Consider the following 16,396-nt stretch of genomic DNA (forward strand, 5'->3'; position numbering starts at 1 on the left):
TTGGGGCTGCACTGGTTTCGACGTGGGTTCGGAATCGCAGCGGGGCATGTCGAGCTGAATGCGCTCGTAAAACAGATTCAAACAAACTAACTGCAAACGACGAACGTTTCGCACTCGCCGCTTAATTGCCGGTGAGCTTTGCAACAGCAGGCCGATGGGCTGGGCAAGGGGGTACGGAGCAATCTGTACCTCCCGGCTGCAAAGATAATCTACATCGGCTGGCTCCAATCCGGGTACCTTGGGTCGGAGCGAGAAAATAGGGTGCTGGCGGCCGGTGTAGCGTGCGACTGCGCGACACCGGTGGCGAGACTCAAATCAGATCGCTAAACATGTAGATCTGCGCGAAGAAGGCTTACGGACGGGGGTTCAAATCCCCCCAGCTCCACCAAACAAGACCGGGGCGCCATGCAAAAGATGGCGCCTCAATCGTTGCGGAAGCCCCCGAAGCGGCGAAACTCTCCTCTTCTCAACATCCCACGTAAGCGCATGAGACAACTTCAATGGACTTCGGCGCTTCGCGTCACCGTCGCAGCGCTTGCGCTGGCTGGAGCCGTCCAGCTTCACGCGGCCTCACAGGCGCCGGTGCCGGCGGAAAACGGGATGGTCGTGACTGCGCAGCACCTCGCGACGCAGGTCGGGGTCGATGTGCTCAAGCGCGGGGGCAATGCGATCGATTCGGCGGTTGCGGTGGGCTACGCACTCGCCGTCGTCTATCCGGCCGCGGGCAATCTTGGCGGCGGGGGCTTCATGACGGTGCAACTCGCCGACGGCCGCAAAACTTTCCTCGATTTCCGCGAAAAAGCGCCGCTGGCCGCCACGGCGGATATGTACCTGGACAAGGACGGCAACGTCATCAAGGGGTTGAGCACGACCGGGCACTTGGCCGTGGGTGTGCCAGGCACTGTCTCCGGTCTCGAGTTCGCGCGCGAGAAGTACGGCACCATGAAGCGCGCCGCGCTGATCAGGCCATCCATCGCCATGGCCGAGCGAGGCTTCGTCCTCGAGCAAGGCGACGTCGACATGCTGGCGACAGCCACGGCCGATTTCAAGAAGGATCCGGCCTCTGAAGCGATCTTCCTGAACAAGGGCGAGCCATTCGCAGTCGGCCAGAAGCTGGTGCAGAAGGATCTGGCAAGAACCCTCCGAGCCATAAGCCGCAACGGCGTTGACGGTTTCTACAAGGGCTCGGTCGGAAGCGCGATCGTGGCGTCGAGCCAGACGGGCAAGGGGCTCATCACGCAAGCCGATCTGGACCAGTACAAGACCCGAGAACTGCCGCCGATCGAATGCGACTACCGCGGCTACCACGTGGTTTCTGCGCCGCCGCCCAGTTCGGGTGGGGTGGTGATCTGCGAGATGCTGAACATTCTGGAGGGCTATCCGCTCAAGGATCTGGGCTTTCGTTCCGCACAGGCAGTGCACTACCAGATCGAGGCGATGCGCCACGCCTACGTCGACCGCAACAGCTATCTGGGCGATCCAGATTTCGTGAAGAATCCGCTCGATCGGCTGCTCGACAAGGGCTATGCCGAGAAGATCCGGACCGTGATCGATCCCAAGAAGGCGGGGGTTTCGAAAGACATCAAGCCCGGCGTCGCTCCCCACGAGGGCAGCAACACCACGCACTACTCGATCGTCGACAAGTGGGGCAATGCGGTTTCGGTGACCTATACCCTCAATGACTGGTTCGGGGCCAAGGTCGCAGCCGCCGGCACCGGCGTGCTGCTCAACGATGAAATGGACGATTTCACCTCCAAGGTTGGCGTGCCCAATCTGTATGGATTGGTGCAGGGCGAGGCCAACTCCATTGCTCCGGGCAAGCGTCCATTGAGCTCGATGAGCCCGACCATCATGACCAAGGATGGCAAGCCCGTGTTCGTCGTCGGCACGCCAGGGGGAAGCCGAATCATCACAGTGGTGCTGCACACGATCCTCAATGTGGTCGACTACGGAATGAACGTTCAGGAAGCCGTTGACGCTCCGCGCTTCCATCAGCAATGGCTCCCCGATGTCACCAATGTCGAGACTTTTGCGCTGTCGCCAGACACGCGCAAGATCCTCATCGACATGGGCCATAACTTAGGCGTTCCGCAGCCGGCGAATCACGTGGCTGCAATCATTGTCGGCGCGCCTTCGCTGGGCGGCCAACCCGTCGGCAAGAACCGCTTCTACGGGGCCAACGACCCTCGCCGCAATACCGGCCTGGCACTCGGGTACTGATGCAGATAGAGGAAATTCTCTACACGCAGGGTTTCGGGACGCGGCGGGTGTGCGCCGGGCTGGTTCAACAGGGCTATGTCAGCGTCTCCGGCACGACCGTGACAGATCCCGGCGCGGATTTCGACGCTGAGGATTTGCGCTTCACCGTGCAAGGCGTCGAGTGGCAGTATCACGAGAAGGCCTATCTGATGCTGAACAAGCCGGCCGGCACCGAGTGCTCACAGAAGCCGTCGACCTATCCCAGCATCTATACCTTGTTGCCGTCCCCGGTGCGGCTGCGGCCTAACAAGAATGCGGTTCAGGGGGTGCAGGCGATCGGGCGGCTCGACCAGGACACCACCGGACTGCTGCTCCTGACGGACGACGGCCAGTTCATCCACCGGATGGGCTCACCCAAGCACCACGTGCCGAAGGTCTACGAAGTCACGACCAAGCACCCTGTCGACGACGGGCAGGTGTCGCGGCTGCTCGCGGGGGTCGTCCTCGATGACGATCCGAAGCCGGTACGAGCCGCCGCCTGCGAGGCGGCCGGTCCGTTGCACTTGCGGCTGACGCTGACCGAAGGCAAGTACCACCAGGTCAAACGCATGCTCGCCGCGGTGGGGAACCGTGTCGAGGCTTTGCACCGTTCGCGCATCGGCACAGTGGCGCTTCCGGATGACCTCGCGCCCGGGCACTGGCGGTGGCTTGATGCGGCGCAAGTCGAAGCGTTGCGAAATAAGCAGTGAGGTCAGCCGGGAGAGGGTGTCGATCGTTAAAATCGCACAACCTCTTTCGGATCCTCTCCTTGCGCTACATCCCCTACCTGACAGGCCGCCTTGCGGCCTTTTTGTTTGTTTGCGCCGCGCTCCCGTCGCACGCCGCCGAGCCGCCTCCGATCTTCGTGCTGAATTCGCTCGATGCAACCGTCAGCGTGATTGATCCCGGCACCTGGACCGAACGGGTCCGCATTCCGACGGGCAAGGAGCCGCATCACCTCTACCTCACGCCGGACGAGACCTCGCTCATCGTCGCGAACTCGGCAGGCGATTCGCTCACGTTCCTGAATCCTCGGACCGCCGAAGTGCAGCGTGTGGTCTACGGGATCATCGACCCGTACCAGCTGCGGTTTTCGCCGGACATGAAATGGTTCGTCACCGCGGGCAATCGGCTGAATCATGTCGACCTCTATCGCTGGGACGGCAAGGAGCCCAAGCTCGTCAAGCGGATCCCAACGGGCAAGACGCCGAGCCATATCTGGATCGACCCAAAGAGCACGACGGCCTACGTCACGATGCAGGACAGCGACGAGCTGATTGCGATCGACATTGCCAGCCAGACCATCCGCTGGCGCACGCCGACGGGGCCCATGCCAGCGGACATCTTCGGCATCCACGACGGCAAGACGCTGCTGGTCGGCCTGACCGGTGGCGATGGTGTGCAGGTTTTCGATGTAGCCGGACCGCAGCCCAAACTCGTCGGCAAACTGCCGACCGGCAAGGGCGCGCATGCCTTCCGTTCTGCCGGCGATGGACGCAGCGTTTTCGTGAGCAATCGCGTGGCCAACACGATCAGCCGGATCGATATCTCCACGCTCAAGGTCACCGACACCTATCCGGTGCCGGGCGGTCCCGATTGCATGGACGTTTCGGCGGACGGCAAAACCCTCTTCGTGACATCGCGCTGGGCCAAGAAGCTCAGCGTGGTCGATCTCACCAGCCGCTCAGTGGCTCGGCAGGTCAATGTGGGCCGATCGCCGCACGGCGTCTGGACGCTCGCCCATGCCAAGCAATAAGCACACAGCCAACAAGTACGTGGGCGCATCGCTGCTGGCGACGGCGGCCCTTCTTTGCACCAGTGCGATGGCGCAGGGCACCTGCAACAAGCCGGTCTACCTGACTTTCGATACGGGGCACATGGGCATTGCACCCTTCGTGGCCGAGGTTCTCAAGCGGCAGGATGTACGCGTCACCTTCTTCGCTGCGGCGGAGCGGACCCAGACCGATGGCGACAGCCTGGACAACCATTGGGCGCCGTGGTGGAAGGCGAGAGCGGCAGAGGGCCACGAATTCGCCTCCCATACCTACGACCATGCGGTCTGGCGCGGCGACCTCAAGGGCGTCGAGCCACACTTTCGCATCAAGCCGACGGCTGGTGCCTTCGCGGGCCGTGAATTCACGTGGGACGCGAAGCAGTATTGCGCCGACATCGCCAAGTCCAATGAGCGGTTGCAAGACATCACCGGCAAGAAGCCGCTGCCGCTGTTTCGCGCGCCCAGTGGCAAGACCTCTCCGAAGCTGATTGCGGTCGCCAAGGCGTGTGGCTATGCGCACGTCGGCTGGGCGCCGGCGGGTTTCCTGGGAGACGAATTGCCCAGCGAGACCTTCAGCAACGAAAAACTGCTGCAACAGGCCCTCGACCGCATCCAGCCAGGCGACATCCTGCTAGCGCACCTCGGAATCTGGTCGCGCAAGGACCCCTGGGCGCCTGCGGACCTCGAACCGCTCATCGTCGGGCTGAAGGCGAAGGGCTTCTGCTTCGAGACGCTGAGGCAGCATCCTGCGTACCGCGACTGGATCGCGGCGCACCCCTGAACCTTCGGGCGTAATTCCGGGTCGCATGCCGATGGACTGGCTCACCGACATCTTCGCAAACTTGCAGCAATGGCTGTTCGAGACGGCCGTGCAGCCGGTGGTCTACGCCGTGGGCCTTGGCGGTTGGGTCGAAGATGCCTTCGATGCAACCGGCTGGCTTCTGGTCGGGCTGATCCAGATCGCCGTCCTGGTCGCCCTGGTCGGTCCCTTGCAGCGCTGGAGGCCCGTCGAAGCGGTGGTCGATCGGCGTGCCATTCGCACCGATGTTCTCTACACGCTGATTCATCGATTGGGCTTGTTCCGGCTCGCGATGTTCTTCGCCGTCCAGCCGCTTTTCGACGACGTGTTGGGTGCTGCGCGTGCAGCCGGTTGGGGCACGATGCATCTCGACGAGCTGTGGCCGGGCGTGACGGACATCCCGTGGGTCGCCTTCGCGATCTACCTGGTCGTGATCGATCTCGTCGAATACCTGATCCACCGCGGACAACATCGGTTCAAGTGGTGGTGGGCTCTTCATTCGCTCCACCATTCGCAGCGCCAGATGACGATGTGGAGCGACAACCGCAACCACTTGCTCGATGACGTGATCCATGACGCGATCATCGTCATCGTCGCACAGCTGATCGGGGTCGCGCCTGGGCAGTTCATTGCCATCGTGGCGTTCACCCAGTTGAGCGAAAGCCTTCAGCATGCCAATCTGCGCCTGAGTTTCGGCAGGCTCGGCGAGCGGCTCTGGATCAGTCCGCGCTTTCATCGCGTGCATCACAGCATCGGCATCGGACACGAATCACATGGCGCGCGCACGCTCGGCGGGCACAACTTCGGCGTGTTGCTGCCTTGGTGGGATCTGCTTTTCGGCACCGCGAATTTCGAGGAGCGCTACGACCCGACCGGCATCCGCGATCAGGTCGAGCCCGACGCGGAGGGCCGCGTCAGAGATTACGGTCGAGGGTTCTGGGCCCAGCAGTGGCTCGGGCTCAAGCGCCTGGCCGGCCGGAGCTGACCGACCGCCATCAACCGAGCCGCGGCTTCACGCGCCCGCGTTATCCTCGGCACCAATGCGTCTCCTTCTCGATTCGTTCTGGCGGTCCGTCGCCTATTGCATGCACCCGCGGGTGATCGTGCTGTCGTTCCTGCCGCTGGGGCTCATGATCGTGCTGTCGGCGGTGCTCGGCTATTTCTACTGGGACGCCGCCGTCGCCTGGACCCACAGCGCGCTGGACGCCTGGCCGTTGGTATCGGGCTTGTGGAACTGGATCGGGCAATGGTTTTCCAGCAATCCGGCAGCCATATTGGCGCCGCTCGTGGTCGTGCTTGCCGCCACGCCGCTGATCGTGGTGGTGTCGTTGCTTATCGTTGCCGCTTTCATGGCGCCCGCGTTGACCCAGATGGTGGCAGAGCGGCGCTTTCCGGCGCTCGAAAGGAAGAAGGGCGCATCCTTCCTTGGAAGCGCTGCGCGGTCGATCGGGCTGACCGTCCTGGCGCTGCTTGCGCTCGTCGTCTCGATGCCGCTCTGGCTGATTCCGCCGCTGGTGCTCATCTTGCCGCCGCTCATCTGGGGATGGCTGACCTACCGGGTCATGAGCTTCGACGCGCTGGCCGAGCACGCGACGCCGGCAGAGCGCAATGCACTGTTGAAGGCACACAGAATGCCCTTGCTCGGCATCGGCGTGCTGTGCGGATATCTCGGCGCCGCGCCCAGCATCGTGTGGGCATCCGGCCTGCTGTTCGCCGCAGCCTTCTTCGTGCTCGCGCCGCTGGCAATCTGGATCTACACGCTGGTGTTTGCTTTCTCGGCGCTGTGGTTCGCGCACTACTGTCTCGATGCGCTCGCGCAACTGCGCGCGCAACAAGCGGCGGCTGGTTCGCCGCCGTCGCTCGAAATCGCGGAAGCCAACAAAGCCGCCGCAAGTCAATGGAGTGCACCATGAGCCGCTCATTCGGTCTGATCGTCATCGGCGATGAAATCCTCTCGGGCAAGCGCCTCGACAAGCACATGCCCAAAGTCATCGAACTGCTCGGTGCCCGCGGCTTGTCGCTGGCCTGGGCGGAGTACGTGGGCGACGTTCCGGTCCGCATCACCGCCGCCTTGGCGCGTGCCTTCGACTCGGGCGACGTGGTGTTTTCGACCGGCGGCATCGGTGCCACGCCAGACGATCACACGCGCCAATGCGCCGCCGCTGCGCTCGGCGTTCCGTTGGCGCTGCATCCCGAGGCCGAGGTTCTGATCCGTGAACGCATGCAGGACACGGCCCGAGAACAGGGAGTTGCGTATGAGCCCGATCGTGCCGACAACGTGCACCGCCTCAACATGGGTGTGTTCCCGCTGGGCTCGAACATCATCCCCAATCCGTACAACAAGATTCCTGGCTTCAGTGTGGGCGACGTGCACTTCGTGCCGGGCTTTCCCGTGATGGCATGGCCGATGATCGAGTCGGTGCTCGACCAGCGCTATGCGGACATGTTCGCCAGGGGGCGTGCGGTCGAGAAATCCGTGATCGTCTACGGCTCCATGGAAGCAACGCTGACGCCCTTGATGCAGACGATCGAGCTTGAGCATCCGGGCATCAAGGTGTTCAGTCTCCCGAGCGTGGACCACGCAGTGCACGGTCGGCACATCGAACTCGGTGTCAAAGGCGATTCAGGCGACATCGAACCCGCCTATGCTCGCTTGCTGGCAGGCCTGAGCGCCCTTGGTGCACGGCTGGGCCCCGAATTGGTGCGATGAATGTGAGCGCACCAAATTGGTTACAACTTGCCTGATTTTGGGCGCTCGGCCTGGAGCCGAAGCGCCCTGGGTGCCAGTGACAATGGCACAAAAACTGCATTCCGCTTTCCCGCACTTCCAACCACTATCCAAACCAGGAGAACCTGATGGCAAAGACCGTCGCCGATGTACTCAAACTCGTCAAGGAAAACGAGGTCAAGTTCGTCGACTTTCGATTCACCGACACCCGCGGCAAGGAGCAACACGTTACCGTGCCTGTTTCCGCGTTCGACGAGGACAAGTTCACATCGGGACACGCGTTCGATGGTTCGTCGATTGCTGGTTGGAAGGGCATCGAAGCGTCGGACATGCAGCTCATGCCCGACCCCAACACGGCCAACATCGATCCGTTCTTCGAGGAAACCACGCTGATCCTGACCTGCGACGTGGTCGACCCGGCGGACGGCAAGCCTTACGAGCGCGATCCGCGTTCGCTCGCCAAGCGCGCCGAGGCTTACATGAAGGCATCGGGCTTTGGCGACACCGCCTACTTCGGACCGGAACCTGAATTCTTCGTCTTCGATGGCGTCCGCTGGCAGAACGACATGTCGGGCTGCTCGGTGAAGATCGAATCCGAAGAAGCCGCCTGGAACACCGGCAAGGAATTCGAGCACGGCAACACCGGCCATCGTCCGTCCGTCAAGGGCGGCTATTTCCCGGTTCCTCCGGTCGACAGCTTCCAGGACATGCGCTCTGAAATGTGCCTGGTGCTCGAGTCGCTCGGCATCCCGGTCGAAGTGCATCACCATGAAGTCGCCAACGCCGGCCAGATGGAACTCGGCACCAAGTTCAGCACCTTGATTCAGCGCGCAGACTGGGTCCAGCTGCAGAAGTACGTCATCCACAACGTCGCGCATGCCTACGGCAAGACCGCGACCTTCATGCCCAAGCCGATCGTCGGCGACAACGGCTCGGGCATGCATGTGCACCAGTCGGTCTGGAAGGATGGCAAGAACCTGTTCGCAGGCGACGGCTACGCCGGCCTCAGCGACTTCGCGCTGCACTACATCGGCGGCATCATCAAGCACGCTCGCGCGCTGAACGCCATCACGAACCCAGGCACCAACAGCTACAAGCGCTTGGTTCCCGGCTTCGAAGCCCCGGTGAAGCTGGCCTACTCGGCCAAGAACCGCTCGGCGTCGATCCGCATCCCGTTCGTGGCGAACCCGAAGGGCCGTCGCGTCGAAGCGCGCTTCCCGGATCCGCTCATGAACCCGTACCTCGGCTTCGCCGCTCTGCTGATGGCCGGTCTGGACGGCGTGGAAAACAAGATCCATCCGGGCGAAGCCGCCAGCAAGGATCTCTACCATCTGCCGCCGGAAGAAGACGCGCTGATCCCGACCGTGTGCCACAGCCTCGACCAGGCGCTCGACTATCTGGACAAGGATCGCGCCTTCCTGACCAAGGGCGGCGTGTTCACCGACACCTACATCGATGCCTACATCGACCTCAAGATGCAGGAAGTCACGCGCTTCCGCATGGCGACCCACCCTGTCGAGTTCGACATGTACTATTCGCTCTGATCCTCGACCGGGTCAGCGTTAAAAAGGACGGCTTCTGCCGTCCTTTTTCTTTTGGCCTGGGTAGGAACACCAGCACGGCGCAACTGTCGAATTGCACGAAAATGCCCGTTCGATGCGCACTACATCCATGACCATGAAGACTCCCTCCGCACTCCTGCTGGCTGCATTCGCGCTGGCGGGCCTGAACATGCAAGCCCAGGCTCAGGAGCGCGTCTGGCGCTGCGGAAACGAATACACCAACAACGCCACTGTTGCCCAGCAGCGCGGCTGCAAGGTGATGGAAGGCGGCAACGTCACCATCGTGCAGGGCACGCGGCCGATCGCTTCGGCCACGCCTTCCAGCGCCGCTGCACGGTCGCCTGCGGGCAGTCCGCGCGTCGAGGGTGCCGACCAGCGCGCGCGCGACGGGGAGGCGCGCTCGGTGCTTGAATCCGAGCTCAAGAAGGCGCAGGCGCGGCAGGTGCAACTCCTCAAGGAATACAACAACGGCGAACCCGAAAAGCAGGGCAGCGAATCGCGCAATTACCAGAAGTACCTGGACCGCGTCGCTGAAATGAAGGCCGAGCTCGCGCGCAACGAGAGCGACATCGCCGGGATCCAGCGCGAGATCGATCGGATCAAGTAAACCCCCAGGCTGCGCGCACTTCGTGTCGCTGCGCCAACCCCCTGCAGGGGGCAACGCTGACGGCCCGGCTGAGCCGGTTCCGTGGCGTCTCTTGAAGGGACAATTTTCGTGGCATTTGGTAAATCGGCGGGGGCTGCTAAGCGCTTTCAGGCATTTGATCTTCTTTCCACGCTGATCGCGGTGGTTCGCATCGACGGGTCGGTGCTTTTTGCCAATTCGGGGCTCGAAGATGCGCTGGGCACTTCGCGGCGGACGCTCGAAGGGTCGCAGTTTGGCGCCTGCTTTCATGAGCCGCAGGTCCTGCGAACGGCCATCGATGGCGCGCGCAGCAATGACTTCGCCACGTTGCGCTATGAGGCCCTCTTGCGTCGGGTCAACCATGAATTGATGCCGGTGCAGGTCACTCTTGCGCAGAGCGACAAGGCGGGCGAATTGATCATCGAGATGTCGCCCCTCGAACAGCAGGTGCGCCAGGATCGCGAAGAGCGTCTGCTCGATCAGGCTCAGGCCAACAAGGAACTGATCCGCAACCTCGCGCACGAGATCAAGAACCCGCTCGGCGGCATCCGGGGCGCGGCGCAATTGCTGCAGATGGAGGTCGAATCGCGCGACCTGATCGAATACACGCAGGTCATCATCCATGAAGCCGACCGACTGCAGACGCTGGTCGACCGCCTGCTGGCGCCTCATCGACGGCCGCACGTGGTGGGCGACGTCAACATCCACGAGGTGTGTGAGCGCGTCCGGTCAGTGATTCTTGCGGAGTTTCCACGTGACCTGCACATCGAACGTGACTTCGACGTGTCGATCCCTGAATTTCGCGGCGATCGCGAGCAGTTGATCCAGGCCACGCTCAACATCGTTCATAACGCTGCGCAGGCCTTGGCTGAACGACGCGCGGCCGGTGATGCGCAGATCACTTTCAAGACCCGCATCGCGCGTCAGGTCATCTTCAACAAGCAGTGGTATCGACTGGCACTGGAATTGCATGTCATTGACAATGGACCGGGCGTGCCGGACGCGATCAAGGACCGCATCTTCTATCCGCTGGTGTCGGGCAGGGAAGGCGGGACGGGCTTGGGATTGACGCTTGCACAGACCTTTGTGCAGCAGCATCACGGCGTGATCGAGTGCGACAGTGTTCCGGGCCGGACCGATTTCAAGATACTGATACCGCTGCCCTAGCAGCCACGCAACAAGGAGCTGCATGAAGCCGATCTGGATAGTGGATGACGACCAATCAATCCGCTTCGTGCTGGAAAAAGCGCTGCTGCGCGAAGACCTGCCGACCCGTAGCTTCACCAACACGCGCGAGGTCATCGCCGCACTCGAAGCGGCAGCCGACGACGAGATGCAGGGCCCGCAGGTCCTGGTGAGCGACATCCGCATGCCCGGAGGCTCGGGACTCGATCTTCTCGACAAGATCAAGGCCAAGCACCCCGGCCTTCCGGTCATCATCATGACCGCGTTCTCCGATCTCGACAGTGCGGTGTCGGCCTTTCAGGGCGGCGCGTTCGAATACTTGCCGAAGCCTTTCGACCTTCCGCGCGCCGTCGAATTGATTCGCCGCGCCGTGGACGAAAGCCAGCGCGAGGAAGTGGCCGAAGAGCGCATGGCGGCCGCGCCGGAAATGCTCGGGCAGGCGCCTGCCATGCAGGACGTCTTCCGTGCGATCGGAAGGCTGTCCCAGAGCAACGTGACAGTGCTGATCACCGGCGAGTCGGGCTCCGGCAAGGAACTCGTCGCGCGGGCCCTGCACAAGCATTCGCCGCGTGCCAACGGGCCGTTCGTTGCGATCAACACGGCGGCGATCCCGAAGGACCTTCTGGAGAGCGAGCTCTTCGGCCACGAGCGCGGCGCCTTCACCGGCGCGCAGACGATGCGGCGCGGCCGCTTCGAACAGGCCGAAGGCGGAACGCTGTTCCTCGACGAGATCGGCGACATGCCCTTCGATCTGCAGACGCGCTTGCTGCGCGTGTTGAGCGATGGGCACTTCTATCGCGTCGGTGGGCACAACTCGGTCAAAGCCAACGTGCGCGTGATCGCGGCGACGCACCAGGACCTTGAGCAGCGCGTGAAGCAGGGCGGCTTCCGCGAAGACTTGTTTCATCGACTCAACGTGATCCGTCTGCGGCTGCCCGCATTGCGCGAACGCGGCGAGGACGTGCCGGCGCTCACGCGTCACTTCCTGCAACAGAGCGCGAAGCAACTGGGCGTGGAGCCCAAGCGCATTTCCGATGCGGCGCTTGCCCGTTTGGCGGCTTTCAATTTTCCGGGCAATGTTCGGCAACTCGAAAACATCTGCCATTGGTTGACGGTGATGGCGCCGGCGCAATTGATCGAGGCCAAGGATTTGCCGCCTGAAGTGATGGCCGTTACTGGCAATGAAGCGCCTGGCGGTGTTGCAGCGCCCGCTCTGTCGCTGCCTGCGCATGCATCGCTGCCGCTCTCGACTGCCGAGCACGAGATGCCAACGATTTCGCCGGGAGTGCCGACGGCAGCAGCGCCCGCGCCTTATGCGAGTGCGGCCGCTGCTTCATGGGAAAGCGGGCTGGAAGCGGAAGCGCAGAGCATGTTGGCTGCCGGTCGCACGGATGTGTGGGATGCGCTGACACGTCGCTTCGAATCCCGCCTGATCCTGACTGCGCTCGCCAGCACCAGGGGGCGCCGTATCGAAGCCGCGCAAAAGCTCGGCATCGGCCGCAACACCATCACGCGCAAGATCCAGGAACTGGGCCTGGAGTAATTCGCCGGACAGACAGGGAAGGGCGCGTTCAGCGGCTGCGCTGGCCCAGCGTCAGCGTGTCGAGCTGGAATTGCCCGCTCCGGTCCCAGAGCCAAGTCTCGACGTAGGTGTGAGCGCCGAGCTTTCCGGGGCTCGGCAGAGGCGACGCTCCCTTGATCAGCTCGGCGATCATCGGCGCGACCTCTGGCGCATGGCTGGGCGTTCGGCTGAAGTACACCCCAGTGACGCGGCCCGTCGCGTCGATGTCCGTTTCCGTCACGACCACCGCATAGACCAACGGCGGAATCTTGCCCTTGTAGATGCGCTTCGGATAGGCCTTGTAGATGTGGGATGCACCGATCCTGCGGTAGGCCCGCACCGCTGGCGTTTGCGCGGTGATCAAGCGCACATTGGCCACTTGGTCCGACGGCCCTGCCTGAGTAGCTTGAGCCGGCGTCGTCGTCCCTTCGCTCTTCTTGTCGGCGTTCAACGCCGAACAGCCGGCGAGGCCGATCACGCCGGCACACGCAGTCAGGGCAAGGGCGAGTCTCATGCGTCGAGTTCGAGAGTCACCGGCGCGTGGTCACTGGGCTTTTCCCATTTGCGCGGCGCCCGGTCGATCACGCAACCCTTGACGCGCGGAACCAGCGCATTGCTGACCAGGATGTGATCGATCCGGAGCCCGCGGTTCTTCTGGTAGCCCAGCATGCGGTAGTCCCACCACGTATAGCTCTTCTCGGGTTGTTCAAAGAGGCGAAAGCTGTCGGTCATGCCAAGCTTCAGCAAGTCATTGAAGTGATTGCGTTCGTCCGTCGTGTGATGGATCGTTTCGGCGAGCCCGACCGGGTCGAAGCTGTCGCGATCTTCCGGCGCGATGTTGAAGTCGCCCAGCAGCACGAGATTCGGATGCGCGACAAGTTCAGCGCGCAGCCAGTCGCGCAAAGCTTCCAGCCACTTCATCTTGTAGGCGAACTTGTCGGTCCCAGGCGCTTGCCCGTTGACGAAGTAGCCGTTGACGATGCGCAGTTCGCCCGATGGCGTATCGATGGTCGTGCTGATCACCCGCGAGTGTTCGTCCGTGAAGCCATCGATGTTCTTCACCACGTCCCGAACCGGCGCGAGGCTCAGCACGGCGACGCCGTTATAGGTTTTTTGTCCGAACACCGCAGCGTGGTAGCCGGCCGATTTCAGGACGTCCAAAGGAAACTTGTCGTCGCTCATCTTGAGCTCTTGCAGGCAAAGCACGTCGACCGGATTGGCGATGAGCCAGTCAAGGACGTGCTGAAGGCGCGCGGTGAGGGAATTGACGTTCCAGGTGGCTATGCGCAAGGTTTTCTCCAAAGCTTTGCAGTGAAGTCTAGCTTCGCCCGGCGGTCGGAAGGCGGGGCAGAAGCACGCATTGCACGCATGATGTACGACAACTCCTACACCAGAGGTCGACGCATGCTTTCTATTTAGGGAGCTTCCCTCCGTTGACCCGTTCTGCAGCGCCTCAACATAATCGCAGGCCGCCCCACTCATACGATGACTGATAACGTAAGTGTGCGTCGGCTCCGATTTATCACAAAGGCCAAGGAGACATCAATGTTTTCGCCACGCAAACAGCCCATTGCCATCGCGCTCGGCACGCTCACCCTTTTTCTCGCTGCCTGCGGTGGCGGCGGCAACTCCGGGGGGTGGATTCCACCGGCGAGCGGCGGCGGCGGCGGCGTCGGCGGGGGCGGGGGCGGAACCACTACCCCTCCACCATCGCAGTCCACCAATGCGAAATCGCTGCAAGCGATCGTCTACGGGTCAGCGGACACCGGCGTTCCCGAAGGCGCCGGCATCCCGATCACGATGATGGGCCAGATGCGTGCGCTCTTCGACCTCATCAAGAAGGCACCGGATTTCACGCAGGTGGTGATGGACCTGGGCGACGGCACCCCCGTCCACGTGCTCGACACGAACACGGGCGACAAATTCCTGCCCGGCAAGCTAGCGCTCGGCCTGTCGTACATCCTGATCGACATGAAGGCCAAGAACGATCCGCAGTACGCGGACTACCTGGCGACCTATCAGCGCGTCACGACGGCAATGATCACGCAGATGAGTGGCGCCAACTATCTCTATGCCAACACCTCGTGGGGCGAGTACTACTATCTTGTGGCGCTCACCAACCTGAAGGCGCGCGGCATGCTCAACGAGGTGTTCAGCGATGCGGTGCTCGCGACACTGGAAAAGCGCCTCACCTTCTGCGATATGTTCGGTCCGGACTCAAGCGGCAAGGCCGACACTTGCCCAACTGCCGGAACGCCGATCGACGTCACGACGCTCAACACCGCGCAGAACTACTACGCAGTCTCCTACGGCATTGCGGGATTGCGGCAGAAGCTCGGCTGGGGCAACCCCAGCTTTGCGTCACCAACTGATCCGACCGTCGCCACACTGGGTGCGCGCGATGCGCTGCTGCATACGCTCACGACTCACATCCGCAACGACTCATCGGGCGGGTTCTCCGACGAAGCCTCGAACACCCACGCCACCTACTACGATCAGGCGCGCTTCGATCGCTACAGCACTTTGCTGATCGCCGAAGTGACCGAGCGCACCTTCGAGATGGGGAACGAGGCCAACCTGACGGACGAACTCAAGGGCTACCTGCGCAAATCCGTCGACCTGATCCTTCCACAACTCAACACCAGCGGCGAAGGCTTCAACTATGGACGGTCGATCGGCCCATACGGCGATACGGCTTTCATGGAAATCCTGACAGCGGCCGCCAACGCGGGCGTTCTGACCGAGCAGGAAATGAAGATTGCCTATTCGTTCATCTACAAGGCGGCCTACCGCTACGAGACCTTCTGGTATGACCCGACCTTGCCCACGCCGTCGGTGAACATGTGGGTCAAGGGCCGCGGGACAGACGCATATCGCGGGAAGCCGCGCGTCATGGGCGAGAACTTCAGCCTGCTGCACCAGTTCATGTACGTAAACAACTGGTGGAACAAGCTGGGCTACGGCGGCAAGCCATCGCTCGATGATTCAGCTTTCCAGGCGTGGCTCGACACAACCCAGCCGCACTACACGCTCACCTGGTACAACCAGCCGTCCGACACCGCGCATCCATACAGCGCGGCGCTGATCAGTGTGCGTGACGGCAAGCGCGTGATCAACCTGAACCTGAGCCAGGCGCCCGACTACAACTCGTTCACGCCTTACTACCCTGTCCCGTTTGCGGACAAGCTGATCTACGGCACGACCGACCTGGGCTATGCACTGCTGGTTCCTCAAGTCACTTATGGCGGCAAGACGTACATCCCGGTCACTTACTACAAGAACCTGAATGTGCAGGAGACGAACGGACAGGTCGTCGTCTCGTTCGACACGACCAAGTTCAGGCAAGCGGCCAAGAACGCGCTCTACACGACCGACATCGATCTGCAAGCGCACACGGTCCTGACCTTCGCGCAGGGAACCATCACGCGCACCGATACGCTGAGTTCAGCGACCTTGGCCGGAAACATGTCGGTCGAGACCGACTTCACATCGTTTGCCGACTTCCAGAACACAGCGGCCGGCCCCGACGGTATTTCGGTGACTTACGCGAACAGCGATGCAACCGGCTTCGGCACGACGGGCTTCGACACCTGCGCTTTGTCGAACTTCGATTTGGCAGCGGGTGTCACGAATCCGCTGTCGACCACGCCGATCGGCCAGCTGCATTCGAAGTTCGCCTGCACGACAAATGCCTTTGTCATGACTCCGAGCACCAACCGCTCCTTCAGTTGGACGTTGAAGTACGCGGGCATGAGCTGATCGGGAAGGCGAGCTTGCCGGACGGCATCCCTGTCATGGGCGCCGCCCGGTCTGCCAGCCAGGCCATATCACGCGTAGCAGACTGACGACCGCGTTGATGGCCAGGGCTGTGCCCGACACCATCCCTTGTGCCGGAAAGCGCGAGGGAGCGGTGCTCTTTGAGAC

At 62.3% G+C, this 16,396-nt stretch carries 14 protein-coding genes and 1 other RNA gene; 13 read left to right on the plus strand and 2 right to left on the minus strand.

Annotated features, from left to right (window positions below; all coding sequences use genetic code 11):
• The first annotated feature begins 2 nt into the window (after window positions 1-2).
• The 12 genes from ssrA to ntrC all read left to right on the plus strand — a co-directional run bounded on the left by ssrA (window position 3) and on the right by ntrC (window position 12,454).
• Window positions 3-388, plus strand: a transfer-messenger RNA (tmRNA) gene (ssrA, locus tag AC1DEK_RS13750).
• 98 nt (window positions 389-486) lie between these two features.
• Window positions 487-2,220 (plus strand): gamma-glutamyltransferase, encoded by a 1,734-nt coding sequence (gene ggt, locus AC1DEK_RS13755; protein ID WP_478125777.1) that lies wholly within the window; start codon window positions 487-489, stop codon window positions 2,218-2,220.
• The gene (locus tag AC1DEK_RS13760) at window positions 2,220-2,948 is read left to right on the plus strand and encodes a pseudouridine synthase (RefSeq protein WP_478125778.1); all 729 of its coding nucleotides are present in this window, start codon (window positions 2,220-2,222) and stop codon (window positions 2,946-2,948) included. The genes ggt and AC1DEK_RS13760 overlap by 1 nt, the downstream gene beginning before the upstream one ends.
• A gap of 77 nt (window positions 2,949-3,025) precedes the next feature.
• The gene (locus AC1DEK_RS13765; protein ID WP_478125855.1) at window positions 3,026-3,994 is read left to right on the plus strand and encodes a YVTN family beta-propeller repeat protein; all 969 of its coding nucleotides are present in this window, start codon (window positions 3,026-3,028) and stop codon (window positions 3,992-3,994) included.
• Window positions 3,981-4,793 (plus strand): polysaccharide deacetylase family protein, encoded by an 813-nt coding sequence (locus AC1DEK_RS13770; RefSeq protein WP_478125779.1) that lies wholly within the window; start codon window positions 3,981-3,983, stop codon window positions 4,791-4,793. Before AC1DEK_RS13765 ends, AC1DEK_RS13770 begins: the two co-directional genes overlap by 14 nt.
• Window positions 4,794-4,824: 31 nt before the next feature.
• Window positions 4,825-5,796 (plus strand): sterol desaturase family protein, encoded by a 972-nt coding sequence (locus AC1DEK_RS13775; protein WP_478125780.1) that lies wholly within the window; start codon window positions 4,825-4,827, stop codon window positions 5,794-5,796.
• 55 nt (window positions 5,797-5,851) lie between these two features.
• Entirely contained in the window at window positions 5,852-6,724 is an 873-nt protein-coding gene (locus AC1DEK_RS13780) for an EI24 domain-containing protein (protein WP_478125781.1), read from the plus strand.
• Window positions 6,721-7,521, plus strand: coding sequence for a competence/damage-inducible protein A (locus tag AC1DEK_RS13785; protein ID WP_478125782.1), 801 nt, complete (start codon window positions 6,721-6,723; stop codon window positions 7,519-7,521). Before AC1DEK_RS13780 ends, AC1DEK_RS13785 begins: the two co-directional genes overlap by 4 nt.
• Before the next feature lie 146 nt (window positions 7,522-7,667).
• On the plus strand, window positions 7,668-9,083 hold the full coding sequence (glnA, locus tag AC1DEK_RS13790) for a type I glutamate--ammonia ligase (protein WP_478125783.1): 1,416 nt from the start codon (window positions 7,668-7,670) through the stop codon (window positions 9,081-9,083).
• A 133-nt stretch (window positions 9,084-9,216) separates the two neighbouring features.
• Window positions 9,217-9,708, plus strand: coding sequence for a hypothetical protein (locus tag AC1DEK_RS13795; protein ID WP_478125784.1), 492 nt, complete (start codon window positions 9,217-9,219; stop codon window positions 9,706-9,708).
• A gap of 108 nt (window positions 9,709-9,816) precedes the next feature.
• On the plus strand, window positions 9,817-10,893 hold the full coding sequence (gene glnL / locus AC1DEK_RS13800; protein ID WP_478125785.1) for a nitrogen regulation protein NR(II): 1,077 nt from the start codon (window positions 9,817-9,819) through the stop codon (window positions 10,891-10,893).
• Window positions 10,894-10,915: 22 nt separating this feature from the next.
• The gene (gene ntrC, locus AC1DEK_RS13805) at window positions 10,916-12,454 is read left to right on the plus strand and encodes a nitrogen regulation protein NR(I) (protein WP_478125786.1); all 1,539 of its coding nucleotides are present in this window, start codon (window positions 10,916-10,918) and stop codon (window positions 12,452-12,454) included.
• A 28-nt stretch (window positions 12,455-12,482) separates the two neighbouring features.
• On the opposite strand, the gene AC1DEK_RS13810 is transcribed toward ntrC, so the two are convergent.
• Both AC1DEK_RS13810 and xth read right to left on the minus strand, forming a co-directional pair.
• Window positions 12,483-12,986, minus strand: a complete 504-nt coding sequence (locus tag AC1DEK_RS13810; protein WP_478125787.1) for a hypothetical protein — start codon at window positions 12,984-12,986, stop codon at window positions 12,483-12,485.
• The gene (xth, locus tag AC1DEK_RS13815) at window positions 12,983-13,762 is read right to left on the minus strand and encodes an exodeoxyribonuclease III (RefSeq protein WP_478125788.1); all 780 of its coding nucleotides are present in this window, start codon (window positions 13,760-13,762) and stop codon (window positions 12,983-12,985) included. The genes AC1DEK_RS13810 and xth overlap by 4 nt, the downstream gene beginning before the upstream one ends.
• A 255-nt stretch (window positions 13,763-14,017) precedes the next feature.
• Between xth and AC1DEK_RS13820 the strand changes: the two genes are divergently transcribed.
• The gene (locus AC1DEK_RS13820) at window positions 14,018-16,231 is read left to right on the plus strand and encodes a hypothetical protein (protein ID WP_478125789.1); all 2,214 of its coding nucleotides are present in this window, start codon (window positions 14,018-14,020) and stop codon (window positions 16,229-16,231) included.
• Window positions 16,232-16,396: the final 165 nt, after the last annotated feature.

The organism is Variovorax sp. 10N420, from assembly GCF_056394705.1.